Annotated in this window: 17 protein-coding genes and 5 tRNA genes; 17 read left to right on the top strand and 5 right to left on the bottom strand. The window is 63.7% G+C overall.

What is annotated here, in order from left to right; all coding sequences use genetic code 11:
* Window positions 1–303: 303 nt before the first annotated feature.
* From A5892_RS16055 to A5892_RS16045, 3 genes are all read right to left on the bottom strand, one after another.
* Window positions 304–2,346: a TonB-dependent receptor family protein gene (locus A5892_RS16055; RefSeq protein WP_064123642.1), complete on the bottom strand. Its 2,043-nt coding sequence runs from the start codon at window positions 2,344–2,346 to the stop codon at window positions 304–306.
* An 84-nt stretch (window positions 2,347–2,430) separates the two neighbouring features.
* Window positions 2,431–3,165 (bottom strand): hypothetical protein, encoded by a 735-nt coding sequence (locus A5892_RS16050; RefSeq protein WP_064123641.1) that lies wholly within the window; start codon window positions 3,163–3,165, stop codon window positions 2,431–2,433.
* Entirely contained in the window at window positions 3,162–3,830 is a 669-nt protein-coding gene (locus A5892_RS16045) for a YecA/YgfB family protein (protein ID WP_064124560.1), read from the bottom strand. The genes A5892_RS16050 and A5892_RS16045 overlap by 4 nt, the downstream gene beginning before the upstream one ends.
* Before the next feature lie 59 nt (window positions 3,831–3,889).
* Here A5892_RS16045 and A5892_RS16040 point away from each other — a divergent pair, with 59 nt between their 5' ends.
* The 3 genes from A5892_RS16040 to A5892_RS16030 all read left to right on the top strand — a co-directional run bounded on the left by A5892_RS16040 (window position 3,890) and on the right by A5892_RS16030 (window position 7,609).
* The gene (locus tag A5892_RS16040; protein WP_223302707.1) at window positions 3,890–4,513 is read left to right on the top strand and encodes a SprT family zinc-dependent metalloprotease; all 624 of its coding nucleotides are present in this window, start codon (window positions 3,890–3,892) and stop codon (window positions 4,511–4,513) included.
* A 110-nt stretch (window positions 4,514–4,623) separates the two neighbouring features.
* On the top strand, window positions 4,624–6,564 hold the full coding sequence (gene acs, locus A5892_RS16035; RefSeq protein WP_064123639.1) for an acetate--CoA ligase: 1,941 nt from the start codon (window positions 4,624–4,626) through the stop codon (window positions 6,562–6,564).
* 376 nt (window positions 6,565–6,940) lie between these two features.
* The gene (locus A5892_RS16030; protein WP_064123638.1) at window positions 6,941–7,609 is read left to right on the top strand and encodes a response regulator; all 669 of its coding nucleotides are present in this window, start codon (window positions 6,941–6,943) and stop codon (window positions 7,607–7,609) included.
* An 89-nt stretch (window positions 7,610–7,698) separates the two neighbouring features.
* On the opposite strand, the gene A5892_RS16025 is transcribed toward A5892_RS16030, so the two are convergent.
* Entirely contained in the window at window positions 7,699–11,670 is a 3,972-nt protein-coding gene (locus A5892_RS16025) for a hybrid sensor histidine kinase/response regulator (protein WP_064123637.1), read from the bottom strand.
* A 133-nt stretch (window positions 11,671–11,803) separates the two neighbouring features.
* Here A5892_RS16025 and ttcA point away from each other — a divergent pair, with 133 nt between their 5' ends.
* From ttcA to A5892_RS15995, 6 genes are all read left to right on the top strand, one after another.
* Window positions 11,804–12,814 carry a tRNA 2-thiocytidine(32) synthetase TtcA gene (gene ttcA / locus A5892_RS16020; RefSeq protein ID WP_082890515.1) on the top strand — a complete coding sequence of 337 codons (1,011 nt, stop codon included), beginning with the start codon at window positions 11,804–11,806 and terminating at the stop codon, window positions 12,812–12,814.
* A 73-nt stretch (window positions 12,815–12,887) separates the two neighbouring features.
* Window positions 12,888–12,963 (top strand) — tRNA-Val (locus A5892_RS16015).
* Between the two features lie 44 nt (window positions 12,964–13,007).
* Window positions 13,008–13,084 (top strand) — tRNA-Asp (locus A5892_RS16010).
* Window positions 13,085–13,120: 36 nt separating this feature from the next.
* Window positions 13,121–13,197, top strand: a tRNA-Asp gene (locus tag A5892_RS16005).
* 48 nt (window positions 13,198–13,245) lie between these two features.
* Window positions 13,246–13,322 (top strand) — tRNA-Val (locus tag A5892_RS16000).
* Between the two features lie 31 nt (window positions 13,323–13,353).
* Window positions 13,354–13,430, top strand: a tRNA-Asp gene (locus A5892_RS15995).
* A gap of 210 nt (window positions 13,431–13,640) precedes the next feature.
* Here the strand turns inward: A5892_RS15995 and A5892_RS15990 are convergent.
* Complete coding sequence (locus tag A5892_RS15990; RefSeq protein ID WP_064123636.1) at window positions 13,641–15,425, bottom strand: helix-turn-helix domain-containing protein; 1,785 nt, start codon at window positions 15,423–15,425, stop codon at window positions 13,641–13,643.
* 191 nt (window positions 15,426–15,616) lie between these two features.
* Here A5892_RS15990 and A5892_RS15985 point away from each other — a divergent pair, with 191 nt between their 5' ends.
* From A5892_RS15985 to A5892_RS15950, 8 genes are all read left to right on the top strand, one after another.
* Window positions 15,617–16,210 carry an amino acid synthesis family protein gene (locus A5892_RS15985; RefSeq protein WP_064123635.1) on the top strand — a complete coding sequence of 198 codons (594 nt, stop codon included), beginning with the start codon at window positions 15,617–15,619 and terminating at the stop codon, window positions 16,208–16,210.
* Window positions 16,128–17,411: a flavin reductase family protein gene (locus tag A5892_RS15980; RefSeq protein ID WP_223302706.1), complete on the top strand. Its 1,284-nt coding sequence runs from the start codon at window positions 16,128–16,130 to the stop codon at window positions 17,409–17,411. The genes A5892_RS15985 and A5892_RS15980 overlap by 83 nt, the downstream gene beginning before the upstream one ends.
* A complete protein-coding gene (locus A5892_RS15975; RefSeq protein ID WP_064123633.1) occupies window positions 17,408–18,919 on the top strand; it encodes an aldehyde dehydrogenase in 1,512 nt (503 codons plus the stop codon). Before A5892_RS15980 ends, A5892_RS15975 begins: the two co-directional genes overlap by 4 nt.
* A gap of 32 nt (window positions 18,920–18,951) precedes the next feature.
* On the top strand, window positions 18,952–20,028 hold the full coding sequence (locus A5892_RS15970) for an LLM class flavin-dependent oxidoreductase (RefSeq protein ID WP_064123632.1): 1,077 nt from the start codon (window positions 18,952–18,954) through the stop codon (window positions 20,026–20,028).
* A complete protein-coding gene (locus A5892_RS15965; protein WP_064123631.1) occupies window positions 20,025–20,846 on the top strand; it encodes an alpha/beta fold hydrolase in 822 nt (273 codons plus the stop codon). The genes A5892_RS15970 and A5892_RS15965 overlap by 4 nt, the downstream gene beginning before the upstream one ends.
* A complete protein-coding gene (locus tag A5892_RS15960; protein ID WP_064123630.1) occupies window positions 20,843–21,157 on the top strand; it encodes an NIPSNAP family protein in 315 nt (104 codons plus the stop codon). The genes A5892_RS15965 and A5892_RS15960 overlap by 4 nt, the downstream gene beginning before the upstream one ends.
* Window positions 21,158–21,343: 186 nt before the next feature.
* Entirely contained in the window at window positions 21,344–22,549 is a 1,206-nt protein-coding gene (locus A5892_RS15955) for a quaternary amine ABC transporter ATP-binding protein (RefSeq protein WP_064123629.1), read from the top strand.
* Complete coding sequence (locus A5892_RS15950; protein ID WP_064123628.1) at window positions 22,542–23,474, top strand: ABC transporter permease; 933 nt, start codon at window positions 22,542–22,544, stop codon at window positions 23,472–23,474. The genes A5892_RS15955 and A5892_RS15950 overlap by 8 nt, the downstream gene beginning before the upstream one ends.
* Window positions 23,475–23,546 lie beyond the last annotated feature (72 nt).

The following is a 23,546-nucleotide window of genomic DNA, read 5'->3' as shown; positions in this document are numbered from 1 at the left end:
CGAACGGATTTATTGGTCCGTTCGTGTCCTTCGATACGCTTCGCTTACTCAGAATGCTCGGATAGCCGGCGAGGAGCAGCCCAGCCACCGTTCGTGGTGAGGAGCGAGGACCCTTCGACTCGCGGTACTCGCTCAGGATGCTCGGATGCGTCTCGAACCACGGCCTCATCGCCGCCGCACGATCCCTCGACTGGCGCCCCCATTGCCGAGCCGGTACCTGGCCTTGGCGCGTATGGCACCGCTCGGGACGAACGGGTTTATTGGTCCGTTCATGGCGAGCCGGTCTAGGATCCTGTGAAGGGCTCAGAAGCCTAGTTCGACGCCGGCGTAGAGCGTGCGTCCGGCGGCGGGTTCGTAGTAGCGGCCGTTGGCGTCGTTGATCCGCACGTTGGCGTAGTAGTGCTCGTCGAACAGGTTGCGCAGTCCTGCGAACAGGGTCACTGCCTGTCCGCCGCCGAGGTGGAGATCGCGGGCGCCGCGCAGGTTGAATACCCAGCTGTCATCGATGCTCATCTGGTTTGCATTGTCGGCATACATGCCGCTCAGATGCTGGCTCTCGAACGTCAGCCGTAGCGCCTCGGAGCGCCAGTTCAGCCGGCTGGACCAGATCCGTTCGGGGATACCCGGCAGCTGGTTGCCGTTGCGGACCCCTTGGCCCGAGTCGCTTTCGAAGCGGGCGCGTCCGTAGGAGAACGCGCTGTCGACGCTGAAGCCGGCGGGCAGCGGTGCGGAAAGGCCGAATTCCACACCTTCGCGCTTGGTGCGGCCGCTGTTGGCGTAGAAGGTCCGGCCCTGCTCGGTATAGGCCACCAGTTCGTCCTTCGAGCGGATCGAGTAGAGCGCGAGGTCGTAATGCACGCCGCTGTTGAAGTAGCCACGCAGGCCGAGTTCGCGATTGATCGCCTGCTGTGGCTCGATCCCCGAATTGAAGCCGGCGTCGCCGTCGGGCCGGGCGAACTCGGTGAAGGTCGGGGTCTGGAAGGCGGTGCCGATGGTCGCATAGGCGGCATGGGTCGGCAGGTATTGCCAGGTCAGGCCGCTCGAGTAGCTCCATTGGTCGAAGCTGCGCCGGCCGCTGCCCTGGCCGCCGTCGCTGCGATCGTCGATCGAGAGCCGCACGTCGTCGTAGCGCAGTCCGTTGGAGAGCGTCCAGGTCCGCGACAGGCTCAGGTCGCCCTGGGCGAACAGTCCCAGCGCGGTGGCGTCCTGCTGCTGGTCGTCCCTGAGCGATCGGCTGTCGGAGTGCGGCGGCGAGTAGTAGCGATGGCGGTTGTCCTCCTGGCGCGAAAGATCGCTGCCGAATACGTAGTGCAGCGGCAGCCCGGCGAGACTCGATCGGTTCGAGTAGCTTGCCTTGGCACCATAGAAGTGGCGCACGAACTGCGGCACGTTGCCCGAGGTGGCGGGTGAGGGGAGCTGCTGCTCGAAGTCGCGGCGACCGACCCAGCCGCTGACGTTGAGCTCGCCGCCGCCGAGGTCGAGATCCTGGTAGCCGAGACCCAGGAGCTGCTGGGAGACCTCGAGGCGCGAGTCATAGGCGTAGGCGTTGGGCGCGGCTTGGCGACGCCGGGTGCGGACCTCGTCCAGGGTCAGTCCGCCGGGGTCGTCTGCGCGCGGCATGTCGAGCAGGTTGACCAGGGTGGTCAGCGAGCGGGCATCATCGAAGCGGTAGCGCACCTTGCCATTGAACAGACGCTTCTCCACCGAGGCGTGGTCGCGATAGCCGTCCTGGGTCAGCGAAGAGAAACCGAAGCTGTGGGACCAGTCGCCGTTCTCTCCCGAATGGCGGGCGTAGAGCTTTTGCATCCCATGGCTGCCGGCGGTGAGCCTCACTCGCGCGCCTGCATCGGGGTCGAGGCCGTCGGCGGTGGTGATGTCGAGCACGCCGCCCGCGGCGTTGCCGTAGAGCACCGAGGAAGGACCGCGGATCACCTCGATCCGCTCGACGTCATCGAGGTCGATGGCGTCGATCTGGGACTGACCGTCGGGCATGGTGAAGGGAATGCCATCGACGTTGACCGCGATACCTCGAATGCCGAAGGCGGCTCGGGCGCCGAAGCCGCGCATCGAGATGCGCTGGCCCTGGGCGAAGTTCTCGCCGTTGAGCAGCAGCATGCCAGGCACTCGAGTGAGCGACTCCTCGAGCTGGATGTTCGGCCCGGCCTCGCGCACCTGCGAACCCTCGACCACGCTGATCGCCGCGGGCGTGGTCAAGAGCTCGCGAGTGAGGCGGGGCGCGGTGACTTCCAGCGCAGCCAGGCGCTCGACCGGCTGGGCGTAAGCGGCCGGCCAGGCGCTGAGCTGTGCCGCGGCCGAGACCAGCAGCGGGACGAGGGTTCTCTTCATCGACGGGTTCCCTGCTTGCGCATCGTTGTTTGAGTCATGCAATTGAGAATTTATCTCAACTTGGCTTGGCGACGCCAATGCCGCCTAGGCCTGCGCGGGTGCTGTCCTCGCGCGAAGCTCGCTTTCGATCAGCGTTGCGAGCCGTTCGATCCACTCGGCGGTGGTGCCGCCAAGGTCGCTGTGGAGGGTGATGAAGGCATCGAGATCCAGCGGTTCGGCAAGCTCGAGCTGGCCTTCGGTGGCGCGCACCGGCAGCAGCGTCAGCGCTCGGTTGTCCGCCTCGCCGATCGCAGCGAGGCGCTGGCGTTGGAGGAAGGCGAGCAGGAGCGTGGGCAGCGATGTGGTGGCGGCTTCATCAGCCTGACCGAGGCGTAGCGCGATCGGGATGCGCTGCTCGAGCAGCATCAGCAGGTGGGCCTGCAGCAGCCGTGCATCGAGTGCGTCGCCGGGAGCGATGATGAAGTCGCCCGCCGTGCCGGGCTCCTGGGGGGCGAGGGCGTAGCAGGGCAAGGGACGCCCCAGTCGCGCGAGTGCGGCGTCGAGCGAGCGTCGTGCGGGCGCCCCGCCGGTCAGGATGAACAGCGCATCGGCATCGCGTCGATCGAGCTCCCGCAGCTGTTCGAGCGCATGCCCGGTCCATTCGAGCCTGGGCGCGCGCGGGGCGAAGAGGCGCTGCAGCCAGCCACGTTCGCCGCCGACCACCAGTGCCTCGGCCCGAGCTCGGCGTGCTGCGCCCTCGGCTTCGCCGCCCTCCTCGAAGAGCGGATGGCTGCATAGCCGCGCGACCCAGCGACGCCGATGCCGCGGTCCTGCATTCACCGGTTGCCGCCGCGCCGCCCCCGGGACTGCTTGCCGCCTTGCTTGGGGGCGCGGGCGACGGGCTCGGGCGGTGCGCGGTAGAGCAGGTAGAGATCGAGACACAGCTCGGGCAGCTGGCGCGCCAGCCGGGTCGCCTCGCGTGGCGAATTGGCCAGTGCCGAGAGTTCCGGGTCTTCGTCCTCGAACAAGCCCGAGAGTGCCATGAACGGCAGCAGCAGCTGGGCGGCCCGCTCCTCTAGCGGCCCGAACCAGGCGCTTTCATCGAGGAACACGGTCTCCATGAACCCCGCGCACCAAGCGCCGACCGGGGTGTCGAGAGGCTCTCCATCGACTTCGAGATCGAAGGGCAGTTCGGGTAGATGACCGTGCTCGAAGGCGTCGATGGCATTGGCGCGCAGCCGTTCGAGCAGGCCCAGCTGATGGTCGCGTTCAGCGTCGTCGGCGAACGCCGGCTCGCCGTTGAACAGCACCGGTACCCAGGTGCCGGGATCGATCGGCGCTGGTGTGATCGCCAGCGCCACCAGGAATCCATGGGCTGCGTAGAGCTCGAGCGCCTCTGGGTCGACCCGGTCGGACTCGAGGAAGGCGTCAAGCTCTTCTAGGGCCTCGTCCTCGAGCAGCGGCACCAGCTGGGCGCCTGCGTCGGGGGAGTGGGGGTCGGTCATCATGGCTTCTCCGTGGAAACGTTTGCGCGGTGACGCAATCAGGCTTCATTCTAGCAGTCATGAATCTCTCTCTGGACCCTTCCCTGTCGCCGATGGTGCCGCTTTTTGCCGCTGCCGACGACGCCTACCTCGCAGGGCTCGACAGCGCCGCTCTCGTCGCGCTGGTCGAGCGTCAGGTGGCGCGCTGCGTAGAGCATGCCCGCAAGCAATTTCCCCGCCTGCCGAGCCCGCTGGTATGGTGCGATCTGCGCGGCAAGAGCGCCGGGCAGGCGCACTTCGGCCGAGGCGGAGTGCGCTTCAATCCGATATTGCTCGCCGACCAGCCGCGTGCCTTTCTCAATGAGGTGGTGGCCCACGAAGTCGCTCATTGGGTGGTCCATCACGTCGTGCGGCGCCGAGTGGCGCCCCATGGGGTCGAGTGGCGCACCGTGATGGTCGGGCTCTACGGCCTGCCTCCCCGAACCACCCATCGTTTCGATACCAGTCGGTCGAGCCCCGCGCCTTATCTCTATCTGTGCGAATGCCGTGGCGCGGACCTGCAGCCGCGGATTCATCGATTCAGCGAGCGCCGCCATCGGTTCGCGCTGCGTGGTGGGCGCTATCGCTGTCGTAGCTGCGGGGCATGGCTTTGCTACCACGGTCGTCAGGACAGCGACATATGGCGAATGGGCCAGGAGGCCTAGAACGTCTAGTCTGCTTGCCAGGAAGCCCTCGACTTTCGTTGCTCAGGCGAAAGCAGGGGGGCGGCGGCGATGTATCCGCCCCGATATCGGCTTGAGACAAGGAGACCGCCGTGGAGAAACGCGATATCTACCCCGTCGATGAAAAGACTGCCGAGCGCGCTTGGATCGATCGGACCCAGTACGAGCAGATGTATCGCCGCTCGATCGAGAGCCCCGACGCCTTCTGGGCCGACCAGCTCGACCAGCTCGACTGGGCGACGCGGCCGACGAAGATGAACGAGTCGAGCTTCAAGCGCGACGAGGTGGTAATTCGCTGGTTCGCCGATGGCGAGCTCAATGCGGCTTACAACTGTATCGATCGCCATCTCGACGAGCGTGCAGACCAAGTGGCGATCCTATGGGAGGGTGACGATCCGAGCGAGTCCAAGCGAATCACCTATCGCGAGCTGCATGCCGCGGTGGGGAAATTGGCCAACGGGCTCAAATCGCTTGGGGTGTCGCGCGGGGACACCGTGACCCTGTACATGCCGATGATCCCCGAAGCCGCCTACGCGATGCTCGCCTGCGCGCGGATCGGCGCGGTGCACTCGGTGGTGTTCGGCGGTTTTTCTCCCGATGCGCTGGCTGGTCGAATCAAGGATTCGGGCTCGAAACTGGTGATCACCGCCGACCAATCGCTGCGCGGTGGCAAGCGGGTGCCGCTCAAGGACAATGTCGACGATGCGCTGACACGCGCCGGTACCGACTGCGTCGAACGGGTGCTGGTGGTCCAGCGCGGCGGGGATCCGATCGACTGGCAAGAAAAGGATCTTTGGTACCACGAGCTGGTCGAGGGCCAGTCGAGCGAATGCGCGGTGGAGACGATGAACGCGGAGGACCCGCTGTTCATTCTCTACACCTCCGGTTCCACCGGTACGCCGAAAGGGCTCAAGCACACCACCGGCGGCTACCTGCTGTTCGCGGCGATGACCCACCGCTACGTGTTCGACTACCACGATGGCGATATCTACTGGTGCGCCGCCGATGTCGGCTGGATCACCGGGCACACCTACATCGTCTATGGCCCGTTGGCCAACGGTGCCACGACGCTGATGTTCGAAGGGGTGCCGAGCTACCCGGACCACGGCCGGCTGGGCGAGGTGATCGACAAGTATGGGGTCAACATTCTCTATACCTCGCCCACCATGGTGCGCGCGCTGATGGCTCATGGCGACCAGGTGCTCTCCACCAGCCGGCGCGACAGCCTGCGCCTGCTCGGCTCGGTCGGCGAGCCGATCAACCCGGAGGCTTGGCACTGGTTCCACCGAGTGGTCGGCAATGGCCGCTGTCCGATCGTGGATACCTGGTGGCAGACCGAATCCGGTGGTCACCTGATCACCGCGCTGCCCGGCGCGATCGATCTCAAGCCGGGGTCGGCGACGCTGCCGTTCTTCGGCGTCGAGCCGGCGTTGCTCGATCCAGAGGGCCGTGAGCTCGAAGGTGCGGCATCCGGCAACCTGGTGATCAAGCGCAGCTGGCCCGGCCAGGCGAGGACCATCTGGGGCGATCACGAGCGTTTCGTCACTACCTACTTCTCGACCTATGAGGGGGTCTACGTCTCCGGTGACGGCTGCCGCCGGGACGAGGATGGCTACTACTGGATCACTGGCCGTATCGATGACGTGCTCAATGTTTCCGGCCATCGCCTCGGTACCGCCGAGATCGAATCCTCGCTGGTCGCGCACGAGGCGGTCGCCGAGGCCGCGGTGGTCGGCTATCCCCATGAGGTGAAAGGGCAGGGGATCTACGTCTACGTCACTCTGAACGACGACACGGCCCCCAGCGATGAGCTCAAGCGCGCGCTGATCGATTGGGTGCGTCGCGACATCGGCCCGATCGCCAAGCCCGATGTGATCCAGTGGGCGCCCGGGCTGCCGAAGACCCGCTCGGGCAAGATCATGCGCCGGATCCTGCGCAAGATCGCCGCTGGCGAGCTGGATGGGCTCGGTGACACCAGCACGCTGGCCGATCCCGGAGTGGTCGACGAATTGATCGGTAGCCGTGGGCGCTGACGCTGGGCTCAGGCTCGGCGATGGCGGCGCTGATCGTCATTCAATGCCTCCGGCGCATAGCGCGGAGGCGTTGTTTTACCTTATGCCGCATTGCCCCTCAAAGCGTGCCGGAAATGGCCGAATTGCGAGTAAAGTCGTATGGTCTAAAGGTTCATATGCTGTAGTGTGCAGGATGGCGACTAAAGTAGAACCGTTAGGGGCTTTGATGCGGTATCGGCGTTTTAATGGGGTGTTCCGGTGCCTCTAGCGCATGTCGGATGAGGTGCGCGCCCGGTTCAATCGTCGCGGGAAAAGTAACGGCGACGAAAGCGCAGCGTATCAAGGGAAGGGTATGCCGCCGGCATGCCATTATCGCGAGGGTGTTGGAGGAAACCTCATGGCCTTAGCTCAGAAATTCATTGTCGCCGACGATCATCCGTTGTTCCGCGCCGCGCTGACACAGGCGCTGGCGAACGTGGCGGAAAAGACCGAGATCGTCGAAGCGGATTCCATGGACGCCACGATGAGTGTGGTGACCCAACATCTCGACGCTGACTTGATCCTGCTCGATCTGCACATGCCTGGTGCCCACGGTTTCTCCGGGCTGATCCAGCTGCGCGGTCAGGTTCCCGATATCCCAGTGGTGGTGGTTTCCGGCAGCGAGGAGGCCAGCGTCGTGCGTCGTGCGATCGACTACGGTGCTTCTGGGTTCATCCCCAAGTCGTCGTCGCTCGAAGTGATCGGCCAGGCCATCCGCGAGGTGCTGGATGGCGAGGTATGGCTGCCGCCCGCGATGGCCAATGCGCTTGGAGAGAGCGACGAGGAGGAAACCCGCTTCGCCGAGGCGATCGCATCGCTCACCCCTCAGCAGTTCCGGGTGCTCAACATGCTCAACGAGGGGCTTTTGAACAAACAGATCGCATACGATCTCAACGTCTCGGAGGCGACGATCAAGGCGCACGTCACTGCCATCTTGCGCAAGCTCGGGGTCCATTCGCGTACCCAGGCGGTGATCGCTGCCCAGCGACTGGAGATCGAACCGAAGAAGGTCGAAAAGGAAAGCTGATCCGCTTCCTTCCTGCCTGCTGTGGAACGAACACGCCGGTAGCCGCGAAAGCGGCTACCGGCGTGTTCGTTCGAGGGCCTGGTAGCGGATCAAGGCTCGCGTTGGGAATTTCGCCGCGCTTGTAGTGACCGGGTGAGGAGCGCGCGTAGCGCGGCGGGTTTGACCGGTTTGTTGAGCAGGTGATAACCCGCGCGACGTACTTCCTCGGCGACCTCTTCGGTGCGGTCGGCGGTGATCACGATGCCGGGCACCTCATTGCTCATCCGCTCCGCCAGCGCCTCGAGCGCCATGAGCCCGGTGACCCCATTGTCGAGGTGGTAGTCGGCGAGGATCGCGTCGGGGTCGCCGTCGAGGTTGCGCAGCACCGACTTGGCACCGCCGATGGTGGTCGCCGTGTAGACCTCGCACTCCCAGCCTTCGAGGATCGCGCGCATGCCCTCCAGGGTCAGCGTCTCGTTGTCGATGCACAGCACCCGCGCGCCCTTGAGTTTGTTGCCTGCGGCCGCGCGGGCCTGCTGGGGCGTACGGACCGGGGCCTGTTCGCCGCGCCGCCACGGCACGGTGAGCGAGAATACCGTGCCGCGCCCGACCCAGGAGCGCAGGCGCAGGGGGTGGTCGAGCACTCGCGCCATGCGATCGGCGATCGAAAGGCCCAATCCCAACCCCTTCTCGCTTTCGCGGTGGCGAGACTGCTGATCCAAGCGGCGAAATTCCTGGAAGATCTCCACCTGCTTGGATTCCGGAATGCCGGGGCCGGTATCCCAGACCTCGATCACGATTTCTTTGTCATGACGACGGCAGCCGAGCAGCACGCGCCCGTCCTGGGTGTAGCGCAAGGCGTTGGAGAGGAAGTTCTGGATGATCCGGCGCAGCATCTGCGGGTCGGAGTCGACCGTCGCATGGGTCATCACCACCTTCAGGTCGAGCCCGCGCTCCGCGGCCATCACTTCGAACTGCGCCTGCAGCGGACGCAGCACTTCGTCGAGGCTGAAGAGCTGGCGCTTGGGGGTCAGGGCACCGGCATCGAGCTTGGAGATGTCGAGCAGCGTGCCGAGCAGCTCCTCCGCCGCCTGCAGTGAGTTGTCGATGTGGGTCAGGGTACTCATGTGCTCGCTTTGGGCGAAGCGTTGCGACAGCGCCGAAGTGAAGAGCCTGGCGGCGTTGAGCGGCTGCAGCAGGTCATGGCTGGCGGCGGCGAGGAAGCGGGTCTTCGAGGCATTGGCGGTCTCGGCGATCAGCTTGGCCTGGCGCAGCGCCTGCTCGGCCTGGGCGCGCACCTGGTTCTCCTTGCGCAGCGCCTCGTTGAGCTGGGAGAGCTCACGGGTGCGTTCGCGTACCCGCTCCTCGAGGTGCTCGTTGGTCTCCTTGAGCGCGATCTCGGCCAGACGGCGCTCGGTGATGTCCTGGTAGAGCGCGAAGAAACCCAGCACCCGGCCACCTACCCCGAAGTGCGGCGTGTAGGTGGCGAGCATGTAGCGCACGCCGCCCTCGGTATCGTCCATCGACAGCTCGTAGCTGACCCGCTCCCCGCCCAGCGCTCTCAGCATCCAGGGCGCGCGGGTCTTCCAGTCGCGGGCGCTGATCACTTCCTCCGCGCGCTTGCCGATTGCATCGGTGCGATCGATCTGCATTACCGATTCATAGGCGCGGTTGGTGAACAGGTAGTGGCAGTCGACATCGAAGTAGGCGATCAGCGCCGGCACGTTGTCGGTGTAGATGCGGATGTTGCTCTCCGAGCGGATCAGCGCCTCTTCGGTGCGCTTTTGCTGGGTGATGTCCTGGTAGGTATAGACGAAGCCACCGCTCGACATCGGGTTGCCCTGGATGTCGAGCACCGTGCCGTCCTTGCGGTAGCGCTGGTAGTGGTGGGGCTGGCCCGAGCGCAGGTTGTCCATCAGCTGAGCGACGTGCTCCTCCGGGTCGCCCGGCCCGTATTCACCGTGCTGGGCGTTGTAGCGGAACACCTTCTCGAACGGGGTGCCGACCCGGATCAGATTGTCGGGGAAATTGAACATCTCCAGATAGCGGCGGTTCCACACCACCAGCCGATAGCTGTGATCGACCACGCTGATCCCCTGGTGCAGGTTCTCCACCGTCGACTGCAGCAGCGAGCGGTTGAACTCGAGCACCTGGGAGGCTTCGTCGACGATCGACACCACGTCGGAGATCTCGATCCCGCGGCGCGACAGCGCCGAGTTGATCACGATCCGCGCAGAGGAGGCGCCTATCGCCGAGGCGAGCAGGCGCTCGCTGAACTGGATGGTATCGATCGACGCGCGGGTGTTGGCGGCCAGCGGCATCTGCTGGCGCTGGGCGTATTCGTCGAAGGCGCGGTCGACCTGATCGGCGCCGAGGAAGCGCTTGCACAGCGCTTTCAAGTCCTCGACCGACGTGGTGCCCATCCACGGGCGGTTGACCGAAGGCTGCTGGCTGCCGGCGCTGTCGACGAAAAGCGATGCCTGGATGCGCTCGACGATTCGCTGGGAGCTGACCTGGGAGCCGAAGATGTAGCAGAACAGGTTGAGCCCGATCGACAGGATCACCCCTTGGCTCAGCGGGTCGGCGAACGAGAGCCCCAGCGGGGTCAGCGGGTTGAGCAGGCCGATCCCGAACGGCCCTTCGGTGACCAGTCGCTCGGGGAACACGCCGGCCTGGACCAGGGTGGGCAGCAGCAGGGTATAGGCCCAGATCGCAAGCCCCACGGTCATGCCGACGCTCACCCCGGTGCGGTTGCCGCGTTTCCAGTAGAGCCCGCCGAGCAGCGCTGGCGCCAGCTGGGCGAGCCCGGCCAGCGACAGCCAGCCTAGCGCGGCCAGTGAGCTCGAATCGGCCAGCAGCCGGTAGACCCCGTAGGCCAGCGCGATCACCAGCACGATGATCAGGCGGCGGGCGCGTAGCAGCCATCGGGTATAGCCGCCGCGCGAGGGGTCGAACCAGCGCAGCCTCAGCAGCAGGGGGATGATCACCTCGTTGGAGATCATGATCGAGAGCGTGACGCTTGCCATGATCACCATCCCGCTTGCCGCCGAGAAGCCGCCGATGAAGGTCAAGAGCGCCAGCCATTCGCTGCCCATCGAGATCGGCAGATGCAGCACGTAGGTGTCGGGATCGAGGCCACTGGCGCCGTAGAGCGAAAGCCCGGCGGTGGCGAGCGGCATCACGAACAGCGCCGCCAGCACCATGTAGATCGGGAACAGCCAGCGGGCGCGGGATCCATCGTCGCGGTGGGTGTACTCGACCACGGTGACATGGAACTGGCGCGGCACGCAGAACACCGCGAGCATCGCCAGCACGGTCTGGACCCATACCCCCTGGCCGAGCCCGGTGCCGAAGCGATGATCCAGATCGAGCGAGGCGGGCTGCTCCGACGCGGGGGGGATGATATGGCTGGGAATGCCTTCGATGGTGTTGAACGCCACCCAGGTGACCATCACGCCGAGAATCAGGAACACCACCAGCTTGAGCAGCGACTCGAAGGCGATCGACTGGATCATGCCCTCGTGGTGCTCGGTGGCGTTGGTCTGGCGGGTGCCGAAGAGGATCGCGAACAGCGCCATCAGAAGCGCCAGATAGAGCGCGGTGTCGCCGAACATTGGCGCGCTGATGATGTCGTCGCGGCTGGTGAAGACGGTGAAGCTCATCGCCATCGCTTTGAGCTGCAGCGCGATGTAGGGCAGCGTCGTCACCAGCGCGGCGAGCCCGGTGAAGGCCGCCAGCGATTGCGACTTGCCGTAGCGCGAGGCGATGAAGTCGGCCAGGGAGGTAACGTTCTGGCGCTTGGCGACCCGGATCATTTTGCTCAACACCGGCCAGAACAGCAGGAAGGTGAGGATCGGGCCGAGGAAGATGGGCAGATAGCTGAAGCCGTAGATCGCCGCCTGTCCGACGCTGCCGTAGAAGGTCCAGGAGGTGCAGTAGACCGCCAGCGCCAGGCTGTAGACCACCGGGCGGCGGCGTACCGGGCCGCTCAGCCGGGCACGGCGGTCGCCGCTCCAGGCGATGGCGAACAGAAGCGCTATGTAACCCAGCGAGATCGCGATCAGCAGCCAGCCTTGGAACATGTCACTCTCCTTCGTCCGTGAGCGGAGTCTAACAGGCCGGCGCAAAGCTGAAGCCCCCCGGCTGCTTCGCGAGCGTCGCAGGTGAATGCTATGATGCGCACTTTCCAGTCAGTCCTTCACGCACCGGATTCCCATGTCCAGATCAGCTACTGCCCCGGGCGTCGACATTGCCCGGGACGCGGGGGCATTCCCGCGATCCGAATTCTCCGCGAGCGCTGCGCTCGACGACATCGACGATGCTGCGCCCGGCGCGCCCGACTTCGGTGACGGCGTAGAGGCGGCGAAGCGCAAGCGCGAGTTCAACAAGCTGCAAAAGCGTCTGCGCCGGCAGGTCGGCAACGCGATCATCGACTACGGGATGATCGAGCAAGGCGACCGGGTGATGGTCTGCCTTTCCGGCGGCAAGGACTCCTACACCATGCTGGAGGTGCTCAGGAGCCTTCAGCGCAATGCGCCGATCGAGTTCGAACTGATCGCGGTCAACCTGGACCAGAAACAGCCCGGGTTCCCCGACCATGTCCTGCCTGAATACCTCGAGCGCACCGGGCTTCGCTATCACATCGTCGAGCGTGACACCTACTCGATCGTCAAGGAGAAGGTGCCCGAGGGCAAGACCACCTGCGGGCTCTGCTCGCGCCTGCGGCGCGGCACCCTCTATGGCTTCGCCGAGGAGATCGGCGCGACCAAGATCGCCCTTGGTCACCACCGCGACGACATCCTCGAGACCCTGTTCCTCAATATGTTCTTCGCCGGCAGCCTGAAGGCGATGCCGCCTAAGCTGCTCTCCGACGACGGCCGGCACATCGTGATCCGCCCGCTCGCCTACGTCGCCGAAGCGGACATCATCGAGTACGCCCAGGCGATGGGCTTCCCGATCATCCCCTGCAACCTTTGTGGCAGCCAGGAGAACCTCCAGCGCCAGAACGTCAAGGAGATGCTCAACGAGTGGGGGCGCAAGTATCCCGGCCGGATCGAGACCATGTTCAAGGCCGTCACCAACGTCGCGCCTTCCCAGCTCGGCGATCGCGAGCTGTTCGATTTCGTTGGGCTGGAGGCGGTCCGTGAGGCTCGTCTGCGCGACCGTATCGAACTGCGCCCGCTGGATGCGGGCGACGACACCCTGCCGTGGAAGGTCCAGCGCTGAGCGCAGTGGGGAGTCGCAGAAAAGCGTTTGACTTTCATGGGGGTATCGGTAGAATGCGTCGCCACATGACCTGGGGTGGTTAGCTCAGTTGGTAGAGCACCAGCCTTACAAGCTGGGGGTCACAGGTTCGAACCCTGTACCACCCACCATGTCACTCGGGTGACGAGTCATGTAGTCAAGCGCAGCGCAATGCGGACCGGTAGTTCAGCTGGTTAGAATGCCGGCCTGTCACGCCGGAGGTCGCGGGTTCAAGTCCCGTCCGGTCCGCCACTGCTGTACTTGATGCCCTGAGTTTTCGTTTGATGTGGACCGGTAGTTCAGCTGGTTAGAATGCCGGCCTGTCACGCCGGAGGTCGCGGGTTCAAGTCCCGTCCGGTCCGCCACGAACGAAATGCTCGATCCTCCATCGCCACGATGCGGATCCATCGAGCGGGTGGTTAGCTCAGCCGGTTAGAGCACCAGCCTCACATGCTGGGGGTCACAGGTTCGAGTCCTGTACCACCCACCACTTCGGCAACGAAGCGGTGCACTCAAAATGCGGACCGGTAGTTCAGCTGGTTAGAATGCCGGCCTGTCACGCCGGAGGTCGCGGGTTCAAGTCCCGTCCGGTCCGCCACTTCGAGCATTCGATGCAAAGATGAAACAGCGCCCACGAGGCGCTTTTTTTCGTTTTACCCGGAGTCCAGCGCCGGATCTCGCCAGTAATCAATTCCTCAGAAACCAGTCATCGGCTTGATCGCTATGGCTTTCGGCATGTCAGTTCCCAACTTGATTGCCATTCGCCGGAAGTACCTGACCAACATGACGTCCGGCTGAGCGTGGCCGATCAGTTTTCCATCACCCTCTGCAGGCGAATCGCCAGTTCGATGGCAAATCTTCGTTCCGGGGTATCGACCTCGATGTCGAACAGTTCCTGAATACGGGCCAAGCGGTAGCGCAAGGTGGTGACGTGCACACCCATGGCGTCGGCACAGGCTTGGCTGCGACAGCATTGCTGCAAGTAGGTCGACAGGGTCTCCAGGTAGGGCGTGCCGTGCTCGCGGTCGTGAATGATCATCGCACCGACGCTTTCGGTTACGTAGGCGCGGACGTCCTCTCCACCGACAGCCGCGATCAGCATGTGCATCGGGCCGAAGTCCTCGCCCGACAGCGGTCCGGTTCGTCCGAAGGAGCGGGCGATGTCGATCATTCGGCGGCAGCGCGTCCAGGCGGCGGGGTAGTCGATCAATGCTTTGCAGCATGCGCTGATCACTATGATGGGTTCGACATCCAGGTAGTGCACCAGGTCATCACTCATGCGCCGCATGACTTTGTTGATTCTGTCCGCGCCTGCCTCGCCCTCGAACGGCACCATGCAGACCAGCCCCTTGTCGATGACGATCACGCTCGACGCGATCCCGGCCCGTTGCAGAATGCGGGTGGCATTGTGGTGCAGGCTGTTGGACTGATTGCCTTGCTTCTTGGCGCCATCGGAGAAGTCCACGATGATCATTTGCTGCGGCGCATTGAAGGTCATGTAGAGGCGCTGAGCCCGCTGCTGGAGATCACTGGCATCACGCCAGCGGCGTTCGATGACCTCGAAGAACAGCTCGGTCTGCGTGCGTGTTTCGAAGCGGAAACGAATGAAGCTGCGCATCATCTGCACGCTCAGCGCGAACTTCGCGCTGTCCAGCAGTGCCTGATCCAGCTCGCTCAATGAGGGGGCCACCGAGAACAGCACCAGCGCACCGACCAGTTCGTGATCGACAGTCAGCGGCTCGATCTGCGCCTTGAGCGTGAAGGTGCGCGTGCCGTCGTCGAGGAACAGCTTCACCGAGCTGCGCAGCGAGCTGTTCAGGGCTTCGCGGCAGGCTTTCGATATCTGCGAATTGAGCACCCCGGCGGCGGCGTTCTGCCAGCCCTGATCATCGAACAGCAAGGCGTCCGGTGAGCGTCCGGCGATGACCTGGTTGGCGGTGAAGTCGACCGCGATCAGCGGACTTGGCAGCAGATTGCAGACCATCAGCGACAGTGAAGAAACCGAGTCCTCCGCCAGTACATGCTCCAGCAGGGTGGTGTGTACGCGCAGCGCCTGTTGCAGCCGTCCTGCGGCCAAGCGCTGAGCTTCGAGTCGCCGCTCGCGCTCCACGGCGATGGCGCCCAGATGGACGATCATCCCCAGGAATGCCTGGTCATCGGCATTGAAGTCCTTGATCTCGCGCGACACCACGCTCAGTACCATTGGCCGCCCTTCGAAATCCTGACAGCTCATCGGCATGACCAGCACGGTGCGGTAGTCCCGTTCGTAGGATTCCATGCGATACCCGGCGTACTCGCTTCCGCGCACGTCGCGGATGTAGACCGGCTCGTTGCGTTGCAAGGCGATGACGGTGGGACTCGAAGTCAGCTCCCAGCGATCGCTGAGTGGACGATGCAGCAGGGTCGGATCGTGGCGGGCGAGCACGTAGGCGTAGCCCTGGTTCATATCGATCGACATGATCGCGCCCAGCGTCCAATCGGTGTGCTGGCAGCTGACTCGCACCAGCTGGCGCAGCGTGGTGTCCAGATCGCCCCCGGAATTGATCTGACTGGCAACATCGCGCAGGGAGAGCAACTGCATGGTTCTGTTCAAGCGGGTCACCTCACTGTGCTGGCAGGAAGTAAAACTAACGTGACCGATGTGGCTGGCACTTGCATCTTTTCGTAGCAGAGGTGGCGCCATTTGTGCGCCGAACCGCAGGATGACGTCTCATTTTGCGCTCCCTAACCTGATGGTCACTGCCAACGGCGAACCGACTCATCGACCAGAGAGCGACGACCATCATGAATCCCCGGGTAAGAAAATATTCCACCTTCATCGAGCAGACGTTTATCGAAGGCGGCAAGGAGGCCGAGCAGCCGGTCACCATGGTCGTCGTGGCTGCGGTGTTGAAAAACCCATGGGCCGGCCAGGGCTTCGTCGAAGACCTGCGACCGGAAATCCTGCGCCTGGCGCCAGTGCTGGGTGAGGAGCTGACCAAGCGTCTGGTGGCAGTGATGCCGGCCGACAAAGTCGAAGCCTACGGCAAGGCGGCCTGTGTCGGCGTCAACGGCGAGATCGAACACGCATCCGCACTGATCCATACCCTGCGCTTTGGCAACCTGTTCCGCGAGGCGGTCGACGGTACGGCGTTTCTGAGCTTTACCAACGTGCGAAATGCACCGGGAGCGCTGATCTCGCTACCCATGGTGCACAAGAGCGCCACCGGCAAGCGCTCGCACTTTCTCACCGCCAATTTCCAGATCGCCGATGCTCCGGGGCCCGACGAAGTGCTGATCGCCATTGGTGCGGCCGATGGCTCGCGCCCGCATCCGCGTATCGCCGACCGGTTCCAGGACATGGCCGAGATGGAAGCGCAAAGGCGGCAGAACCTTTGAGCCTGCTTGCGTGCGCCCCGGCGGCCCGATCAATCAACTGACCGCCGAATCTTTACTTGCTCAGGCGGGGGCTGGTTTTTCTGAACCACCGCTCTCCCGGCCATGTGCAGCGCTTTTGGGGTGCGGTTCAGGGGAGGCCAGGCCTTTTTCGTACCCGCGTACACCTATCCAAGTACAAAGGAAAGATTCGATGTCGAGTACCACGAACAAGTTCAACGATGCGGCAATCGATCCCGGGGCGCTTCGCCAGGCATTTGGCACCTTTGCCACCGGCGTGACGGTCATCACCACTCACGATGACGACGGCCAGCCACGTGGCATGACTGCCAATTCCTTTACTTCCGTTTCGCTGAATCCTCCCTTGCTGCTGGTGTGCGTCGGCAAGTCAGCGCTGAGCTACAGCGCCTTCTCCAGCAGCGAGTGCTTCGCGGTGAATCTGCTGCACGAGGGGCAGGCGGATGTCTCGGCGACATTCGCTTCCAAATCCCCTGACAAGTTCAAGACCGTCAAGCACGACACCGTGCACACGGGAGCGCCGATTCTGCTCGACAGCCTGAGCTGGTTCGACTGCACGGTGGATCAGCGCATCGACGCCGGAGATCACCTCGTACTGATCGGCCAGGTTCGCGCGTTCGGCACCAGTGCGAAAATGCCGCTTTGCTTCTGCCGCGGCAGCTACGCCAGCATCAACGAGCCGTTGCCCGCCAAGTGGCTGGATTCCCACGGCATGATCAGTGGGTACCTGATCGAAAGCGACGGCTCGATTTTGTTTCGCGCCGACGGCAAGGGTGGCTGGGAGCTACCGGCCTCGGGGCGCAGCCGCGGCAATGCCGAGCTGCTAGTGGAGCAGGGCTCGTTGACGCTGCTGCCGGACGCCACCTTCCTTTACTCGGTGTTCGATGTCGACGATATCGACCCGGGCTACCTGGTCTACCGCGCGCAGCTGGATACCGATTGCTCGCTGCGGGAATTGCCCGATTCACTGCGTTTTTTCCCTATCGAGCAGCTTCCCTACGAGCTCATGCCGAGCAATGAACTGCGCTCGGTGGTGCGCCGCTACGTGCGCGAGCGCAAAGACCAGCGCTTCAGCATTTACATGGGCTCGAGCGATGGCGGCAGAGTAGCGGTGATCGACGGGACAGCCCGAAGCTGGGCGGATTTCTCCCGCCAACAACAGCTGCTACAGCAGGCGGCCTCATGAAAACGACGGTCGACTCACTCGAAGGCAATCGCCTTGGTCTGTTCATCGATGGGCAATACACAGCCCCGGGCAGCGGCCGTTACGTCGAAAGCTTCGATCCCGCCACCGGGCAAGCCTGGTATCAGTTTGCCGAGGCCGATGATGGTGATGTGGACCGTGCCGTGCGCTCGGCCCGCCAGGCATTCCACAGTCCCGCCTGGCGGCGCATGACCCAGACCGATCGCGGCAAGCTGGTTCGCCGTCTGGCTGAGCTGGTGCTGGAGAATGCCGAACGGCTGGCCCTGCTGGAAACCCGGGACAACGGCAAGCTGCTGCGTGAAATGCGTGCCCAGATGCGTGCCTTGCCGGACTCATACACCTACTTCGCAGGAATGGCGGACAAGCTGCAGGGCGACACCATTCCGGTGAACAAGCTCGACCAGTTGAACTTCAACATTCGCGAGCCGCTGGGCGTGATCGGCATGATCACCCCGTGGAATTCACCGCTGATGCTGCTGACCGGCACCCTCGCGCCGTGTCTGGCCATCGGCAATACCGTGGTCATCAAGCCTTCTGAACACGCCACTGCCTCGACCCTGGCGCTGGCCGAGCTGATCATGCTGGCCGGTTTCCCCGCTGGCGTGGTCAACGTGGTCAGCGGCGGCGGCGCCGTCACCGGCGAGGCCCTGACCCGACACCCGGGCATCGACAAATACGTCTTCACCGGCAGCACCGACACCGGGCGGCGCATCGCCGGCAATGCGGCGAACAACCTAGCGCCCTGCCAGATGGAGCTGGGCGGTAAATCTCCCCACGTGGTGTTCGCCGACGTCGATATCGAAAAAGCCGTCAACGGTGTGGTCTCCGGGGTGTTCGCCGCTGCCGGGCAGACCTGCGTGGCGGGATCGCGCTGCTTCGTCGAGGCCAGCATCTACCAGCGCTTCGTCGAGGCGCTGGTGGCCCGTACGCAGCGCATCACCGTCGGTCATCCGATGGAGGAGGGCACCGATATCGGCCCGCTGGCGCTGCAGGCGCAGCTGCAGAAGCTCCAGCACTACGTGGCCCTGGGCGCGAGCCAGGGCGCGCGCGTAGCCGTCGGTGGCAGGCGGCCGTCCGGTGCCGACCTGGCCCAGGGATGGTATTTCGAGCCCACTGTGCTGGCCGATGCCAGCAACGACATGACCTTCATGCGTGATGAGCTGTTCGGCCCGGTGGTAGGCGTGGTGCCGTTCTCCTCGGAAGAGGAAATGATCAGCATGGCCAATGACACCGCCTACGGTCTGGCCTCGGGTGTGTGGACCCAGAACATCGATCGCGCCATGCGCTTCGCCAGTCGCATCGATGCCGGCACGGTATGGATCAACACCTATCGCTCGGCCGCCTACATGTCCGCCAATGGCGGCTTCAAGGACAGCGGCTATGGGCGCCGCGGCGGCTTCGACGTGATGCGCGAATTCTCGCGTGCGAAGAACATCGTCATCGATTATTCCGGCGCCATGCAGGATCCGTTCGTGATCCGTCTGCGCTGATTCTTCACCAAGCGTCCGCCCAGGGGATACGCATGAAATTCGCAGTTGCCATCAGCATGGAACGCTCATCGCCGAATGTGTCGATGAAAACCGTCATCGCCAACGTGCTGGAGCTTGCGCGGACGGCCGATGAGGGCGGTTTCGAAACGCTATGGACATCCGAGCACCACACGCTCGAGTGCACTATCGCGCCCAACCCGTTCCAGACCCTGGTCTGGCTCGGCCAGCACACCCGACGGATTCGACTCGGCACCGGCACGCTCGCGGCGGCGTACTGGAATCCGATCCGCTTGGCTGCCGAAGCCGCGCTGTGCGATCACTTGACCGATGGGCGACTTGAGTTCGGTATCGCCCGCGGCTCTTACCAGTATGAGTTCGACCGCATGAATCCTGGCGTGCACCAGCGTGAAGGCGTCGGCTATATGAAAGAACTGCTGCCGGCGGTGCAGAAGCTCTGGCAGGGCGATTACGCCCATGAGGGTCATTACTGGAATTTCCCGTCGACCGCGGCCGTGCCCAAGCCCTTGCAGAAGTCTCCGCCTATCTGGGTGGCGGCCCGCGATCCCGGCACCTTCGACTGGGCCTTGAGTATCGGTGCGAACATCATGTCCACGCCGCTTTCTCTGCCCGCCGCTGAAATCCGGGTGCTCAGCGAGAAATTCGAAAAGGCCGTGGCTGACCATCCCGAAGTGCCGCGTCCGCGTTTCATGATGCAGCGGCGCACATGCGTGTACGCCAAACCCGATGACTGGGAAGTGCCGGTGCGCCACAGCATGGATTTCGGTCGTACCTTCGAGAACCTGATGCAGAACATCGGCACGGTGAGAGACGGCTTCCCCGAAGCCGTTCCCTTCGAGAGCGTGAAAGGCAAGGAGAACTACGACCCGGAAAGCATTCGTCGCAACCTGATGTTCGGCACCCCCGACGAGGTCATCGAGAAGTTGCTGGACTACGAGGCGGCCGGGGTCGACCAGTATTGCCTCGGATTGAGTTTCAACCTGCCGTTCGAGCAGCAGAGGCAGACGTTGCGCCTGTTCATCGATGAAGTCATGCCGTTCTTCGCCGAGCGTGAACGTCAGCGTGACCGGCAACGGGCGCTGAGCCTATGAACGGCTTCGCGCAGGATCGCCAGCTGAACGTCGGCAAGGTCACGCTGAATTATCGTGTCGACGGTGCCGGCACCGAGCCGCTGCTGTGCATTCACGGCGTCGGTTCCAGCCTGCTGGCCTGGGAAGGCGTGGTGCAACGGCTCAAGGCGCGGTTCAGGGTGCTGACCTTCGACCTGCGCGGTCACGGTAATTCGACGCGGCTCAAAGGACGCTACGAGATCGACGAGATGGTCGATGAGACGCTGGCGCTGGCCGATGCCGTCGGCTTTTCCAGGTTTCATCTGGCCGGGTTCTCCCTGGGTGGCCTGATCGCGCAGCGGCTCGTCTTGAGGTATCCGCAGCGGGTTCGCCGGCTGGTGCTGCTGTCCACCATCGCAGGGCGCAACGAAGACGAGCGCGAGCGCGTACTGGCGCGACTGGACGCCTTGCGCAATGGGGCTCCCGGCTCGCATTACGATGCCTCGTTGTCGCGCTGGCTGACCGAGGATTTTCAGCTGAAGCACCCGGAGCTGGTCGCGCAGCTGCGCCAGCGCAACGCGCAGAATGATCCTGAGTGCTACGCGGCGGCCTACAGGGTGCTGGCGCAGAGCGACTTCGGTGATCTGATTGGGCAGATCCGTTGCCCGACCCTGATCGCCACCGGGGCTTGCGATGCCGGCTCCAATCCGCGCATGGCATCGTTCATGCACGAGCGCATAAGCGGATCGCGCCTGCGCATCCTGCCTGGCCTGCGCCATTCGATCCTGACCGAGGCGCCGGAGCGGGTGGCGTCGATGATGCAGGAGTTCCTGCTGCAAGCGACGGGGGAGCGGGCATGATTCTCGAAGAACGCATCTATCGCATCCGTTCGGGACAGATGAGCCAGTACCTGGCGCTGGTGCGTGAAGAAGGTTTGGCGATTCAGCAGCCGATACTTGGGCACCTGATCGGTTACTTCGTCACCGAAATCGGCCCGCTGAGCCATGTCGTCCACATGTGGGCCTACCAAAGTTTCGAGGAGCGGCAGCGGCGCCGCCAGCTATTGGCCCTGGATCCTCGCTGGCAGGCGTTCATCCCCAGGCTGACGGCCCTTATCGAGGATTCGCAGAATCGCATCCTGCTACCGACCGACTTTTCGCCGTTGCAATGAAGATAAAAACAGCATGGCCAAGGCCATGCCCCAGAACGCGTGTGCTGATGTGACCTGCTCGCCGATAGAAAAGCGCAGTGCCTGATAGAGCCCGAAGGGGCCGATACCACCGCCAATAACTGCCGTAGCCAACAGATCGCGGTCCAGAGAATTCTGTATCTCGCAATATAATAAATGGAGGCGCGAGTGAGTGAACGTTTAAAGATTGAGAATCTGTACAAGGTCTTTTCCCCGACTCCGCAGAGAGCCATGGAGCTCTTGGCGCAGGGTGCGAGCAAGGACCGGATACTGGCCGAAACCAACATGGTGGTTGGCCTCAACAACGTTTCTCTGTCGGTTCCCAGCGGTGCGATCTACATGATCATGGGGCTCTCCGGTTCAGGGAAATCAACGCTGGCACGCTGTATCAACCGATTGAACGAGCCGACCGCGGGCAAGATTCTGCTCGACGGTCGGGATATCGTCACCCTGAACGAAAAAGATCTGCGTGAGGTCCGCCGTACACGCATTTCCATGGTCTTTCAGCACTTCGCGCTATTGCCGAACAAATCCATTGTCGAGAACGCCGAGTTCGGGCTGAAGCTGCGCGGCATCCCGCCTGCCCAGCGTCGTCAGCGGGCCGAAGAAGTGCTGTCGGTAGTTGGCCTGTCGAAGTGGGTCTATCACTATCCCCATGAGCTCTCCGGCGGCATGCGCCAACGGGTCGGGCTGGCGCGGGCGCTGACCACCGATGCCGACGTGCTGGTCATGGACGAAGCTTTCAGTGCGCTGGATCCGCTGATCCGCAGCGAGATGCAAGATGAGCTGCTGCGCCTGCAGCGCACGCTGAAGAAAACCATTTTGTTCATCACCCACGATTTCCAGGAAGCGCTAAAGCTCGGTTCTCGCATCGCGATCATGGCCGAGGGCGAGGTCGTGCGTGAAGGCACGCCGCAGTCCATCGTGCTTGAGCCGGGCAGCGAGTACGTCTGTGGCTTCACCCGTGAAGTCGATCGTTCCCGGCTGTTCGATGCCCGCTCGGTCATGCGCTCGGCGCAAACCATCGTGGATCACGACGCCGGTCGGATCGTTGCCGATCAGGGCGCGCTGCGTCAGAGCGGCTTCGTGCTCACCGCCAGCAACCGCGTGAAGGGGGTGCTCGATGCGCAGTCGCTGCGTCAGGTTCGCGCCGGCGAATCAGCGGCCGGTCTGCTCTCGAGCAATTTCGTAAGCGTTGCGGCCAATGCCAGGCTGGTCGATGTTGCCCGCTTGCTGAAAAACGATCAGCCGGTGGCCGTGGTCGACGAGGGTGGAGCCTTCCTCGGAACCCTGGAGCCGGAAAACATTCTCGAGTGCATCGGCGCTGTCTCCTCGCCACGCAATCCCTTACCAGGAGGGGCACGACATGCTTGAGGCACAAGACCTCGCGGTTTTCCCGGTGGATGGCTGGATCTCAGACGGCGTCCAGTGGCTGGGCATCCATTTCCGGCCGGTTTTCATGGCGATCCGCTGGCCGGTGGAAAACCTGCTGGGATTCAACGATTACGTGCTGCATGCCATCCCATTCCCGGTGATGGTGGTGCTGATGTTTTTGATCGCCTATCGCGCCGCCAGCCTCGGGATTGCGCTGTTCAGCGCTGTAGCCCTGGTCGTCATCGCGATGCTGGGGGTCTGGGATGAGGCGATGACTACGCTTTCGCTGATCGCCACGGCAATTATCTTCTGCCTGATCATCGGTATTCCCGTAGGCATCCTCTGCGCTCGCAGCGAGAAGGTCTGGAGCGTGGTGCGACCGATCCTCGACATCATGCAGACCACGCCGACCTTCGTTTACCTGGTGCCGGTGGTGATGCTCTTCGGCGTCGGCACCGTGTCCGGTGAAGTCGCCGTGGTGATCGCGGCCGCGCCGCCGCTGATTCGCTTCACCTACCTCGGTATCCGCATGGTCGATCAGGAGATCGTCGAGGCTGGGCTGGCATTTGGCGCCGACAAGCGTCAATTGCTCTGGGAAATCCAGCTGCCAATGGCCATCCCGACCATACTCGGCGGTCTCAACCAGACCGTCCTCACGGCGATGGTGATGTCGGTGGTGGTGGCGATGATCGGTGCCGAAGGATTGGGGCTGGTCGTGCTGCAGGGGCTGGGTCGGCTGGATGTCGGACGCGCGGCAGTGGGCGGCATCGCCATCGTGCTGCTGGCCATGATGCTCGACCGCATCACCCAGAAACTCGCCCACCCGGTGAAGCGAAGCAAGCGTCAGTCGCTGTTCAAAAGGCTCCTCAGGCCCTACCAGGTCAACGCCCGAGAGGCCGGCGGGGCCGCTGGGCCATGGCAATGAGTGGATCCGGTTCACCCAACCCAAACAACAATGAGTGTCGGTCTTCAAGTCTGTGACCCGGCGGCGAGAAAT

Source organism: Halotalea alkalilenta (assembly GCF_001648175.1).
Classification (GTDB): Bacteria; Pseudomonadota; Gammaproteobacteria; order Pseudomonadales; family Halomonadaceae; genus Halotalea; species Halotalea alkalilenta_A.
This window is presented reverse-complemented; position numbering and strand designations above follow the sequence as displayed.

What these genes read in the sequence shown, in the direction of transcription:
- A5892_RS16045 (WP_064124560.1), bottom strand. Translation starts at nt 3,830, where the DNA reads ATGACCGACCCCCACTCCCCCGACGCAGGCGCCCAGCTGGTGCCGCTG.
- A5892_RS15985 (WP_064123635.1), top strand. Translation starts at nt 15,617, where the DNA reads ATGAATCCCCGGGTAAGAAAATATTCCACCTTCATCGAGCAGACGTTT.
- A5892_RS16025 (WP_064123637.1), bottom strand. Translation starts at nt 11,670, where the DNA reads ATGTTCCAAGGCTGGCTGCTGATCGCGATCTCGCTGGGTTACATAGCG.
- A5892_RS16040 (WP_223302707.1), top strand. Translation starts at nt 3,890, where the DNA reads ATGAATCTCTCTCTGGACCCTTCCCTGTCGCCGATGGTGCCGCTTTTT.
- A5892_RS15980 (WP_223302706.1), top strand. Translation starts at nt 16,128, where the DNA reads ATGGCTCGCGCCCGCATCCGCGTATCGCCGACCGGTTCCAGGACATGG.
- A5892_RS15960 (WP_064123630.1), top strand. Translation starts at nt 20,843, where the DNA reads ATGATTCTCGAAGAACGCATCTATCGCATCCGTTCGGGACAGATGAGC.
- ttcA (WP_082890515.1), top strand. Translation starts at nt 11,804, where the DNA reads ATGTCCAGATCAGCTACTGCCCCGGGCGTCGACATTGCCCGGGACGCG.
- A5892_RS15965 (WP_064123631.1), top strand. Translation starts at nt 20,025, where the DNA reads ATGAACGGCTTCGCGCAGGATCGCCAGCTGAACGTCGGCAAGGTCACG.
- A5892_RS16055 (WP_064123642.1), bottom strand. Translation starts at nt 2,346, where the DNA reads ATGAAGAGAACCCTCGTCCCGCTGCTGGTCTCGGCCGCGGCACAGCTC.
- A5892_RS15970 (WP_064123632.1), top strand. Translation starts at nt 18,952, where the DNA reads ATGAAATTCGCAGTTGCCATCAGCATGGAACGCTCATCGCCGAATGTG.
- A5892_RS15950 (WP_064123628.1), top strand. Translation starts at nt 22,542, where the DNA reads ATGCTTGAGGCACAAGACCTCGCGGTTTTCCCGGTGGATGGCTGGATC.
- A5892_RS16030 (WP_064123638.1), top strand. Translation starts at nt 6,941, where the DNA reads ATGGCCTTAGCTCAGAAATTCATTGTCGCCGACGATCATCCGTTGTTC.
- A5892_RS15975 (WP_064123633.1), top strand. Translation starts at nt 17,408, where the DNA reads ATGAAAACGACGGTCGACTCACTCGAAGGCAATCGCCTTGGTCTGTTC.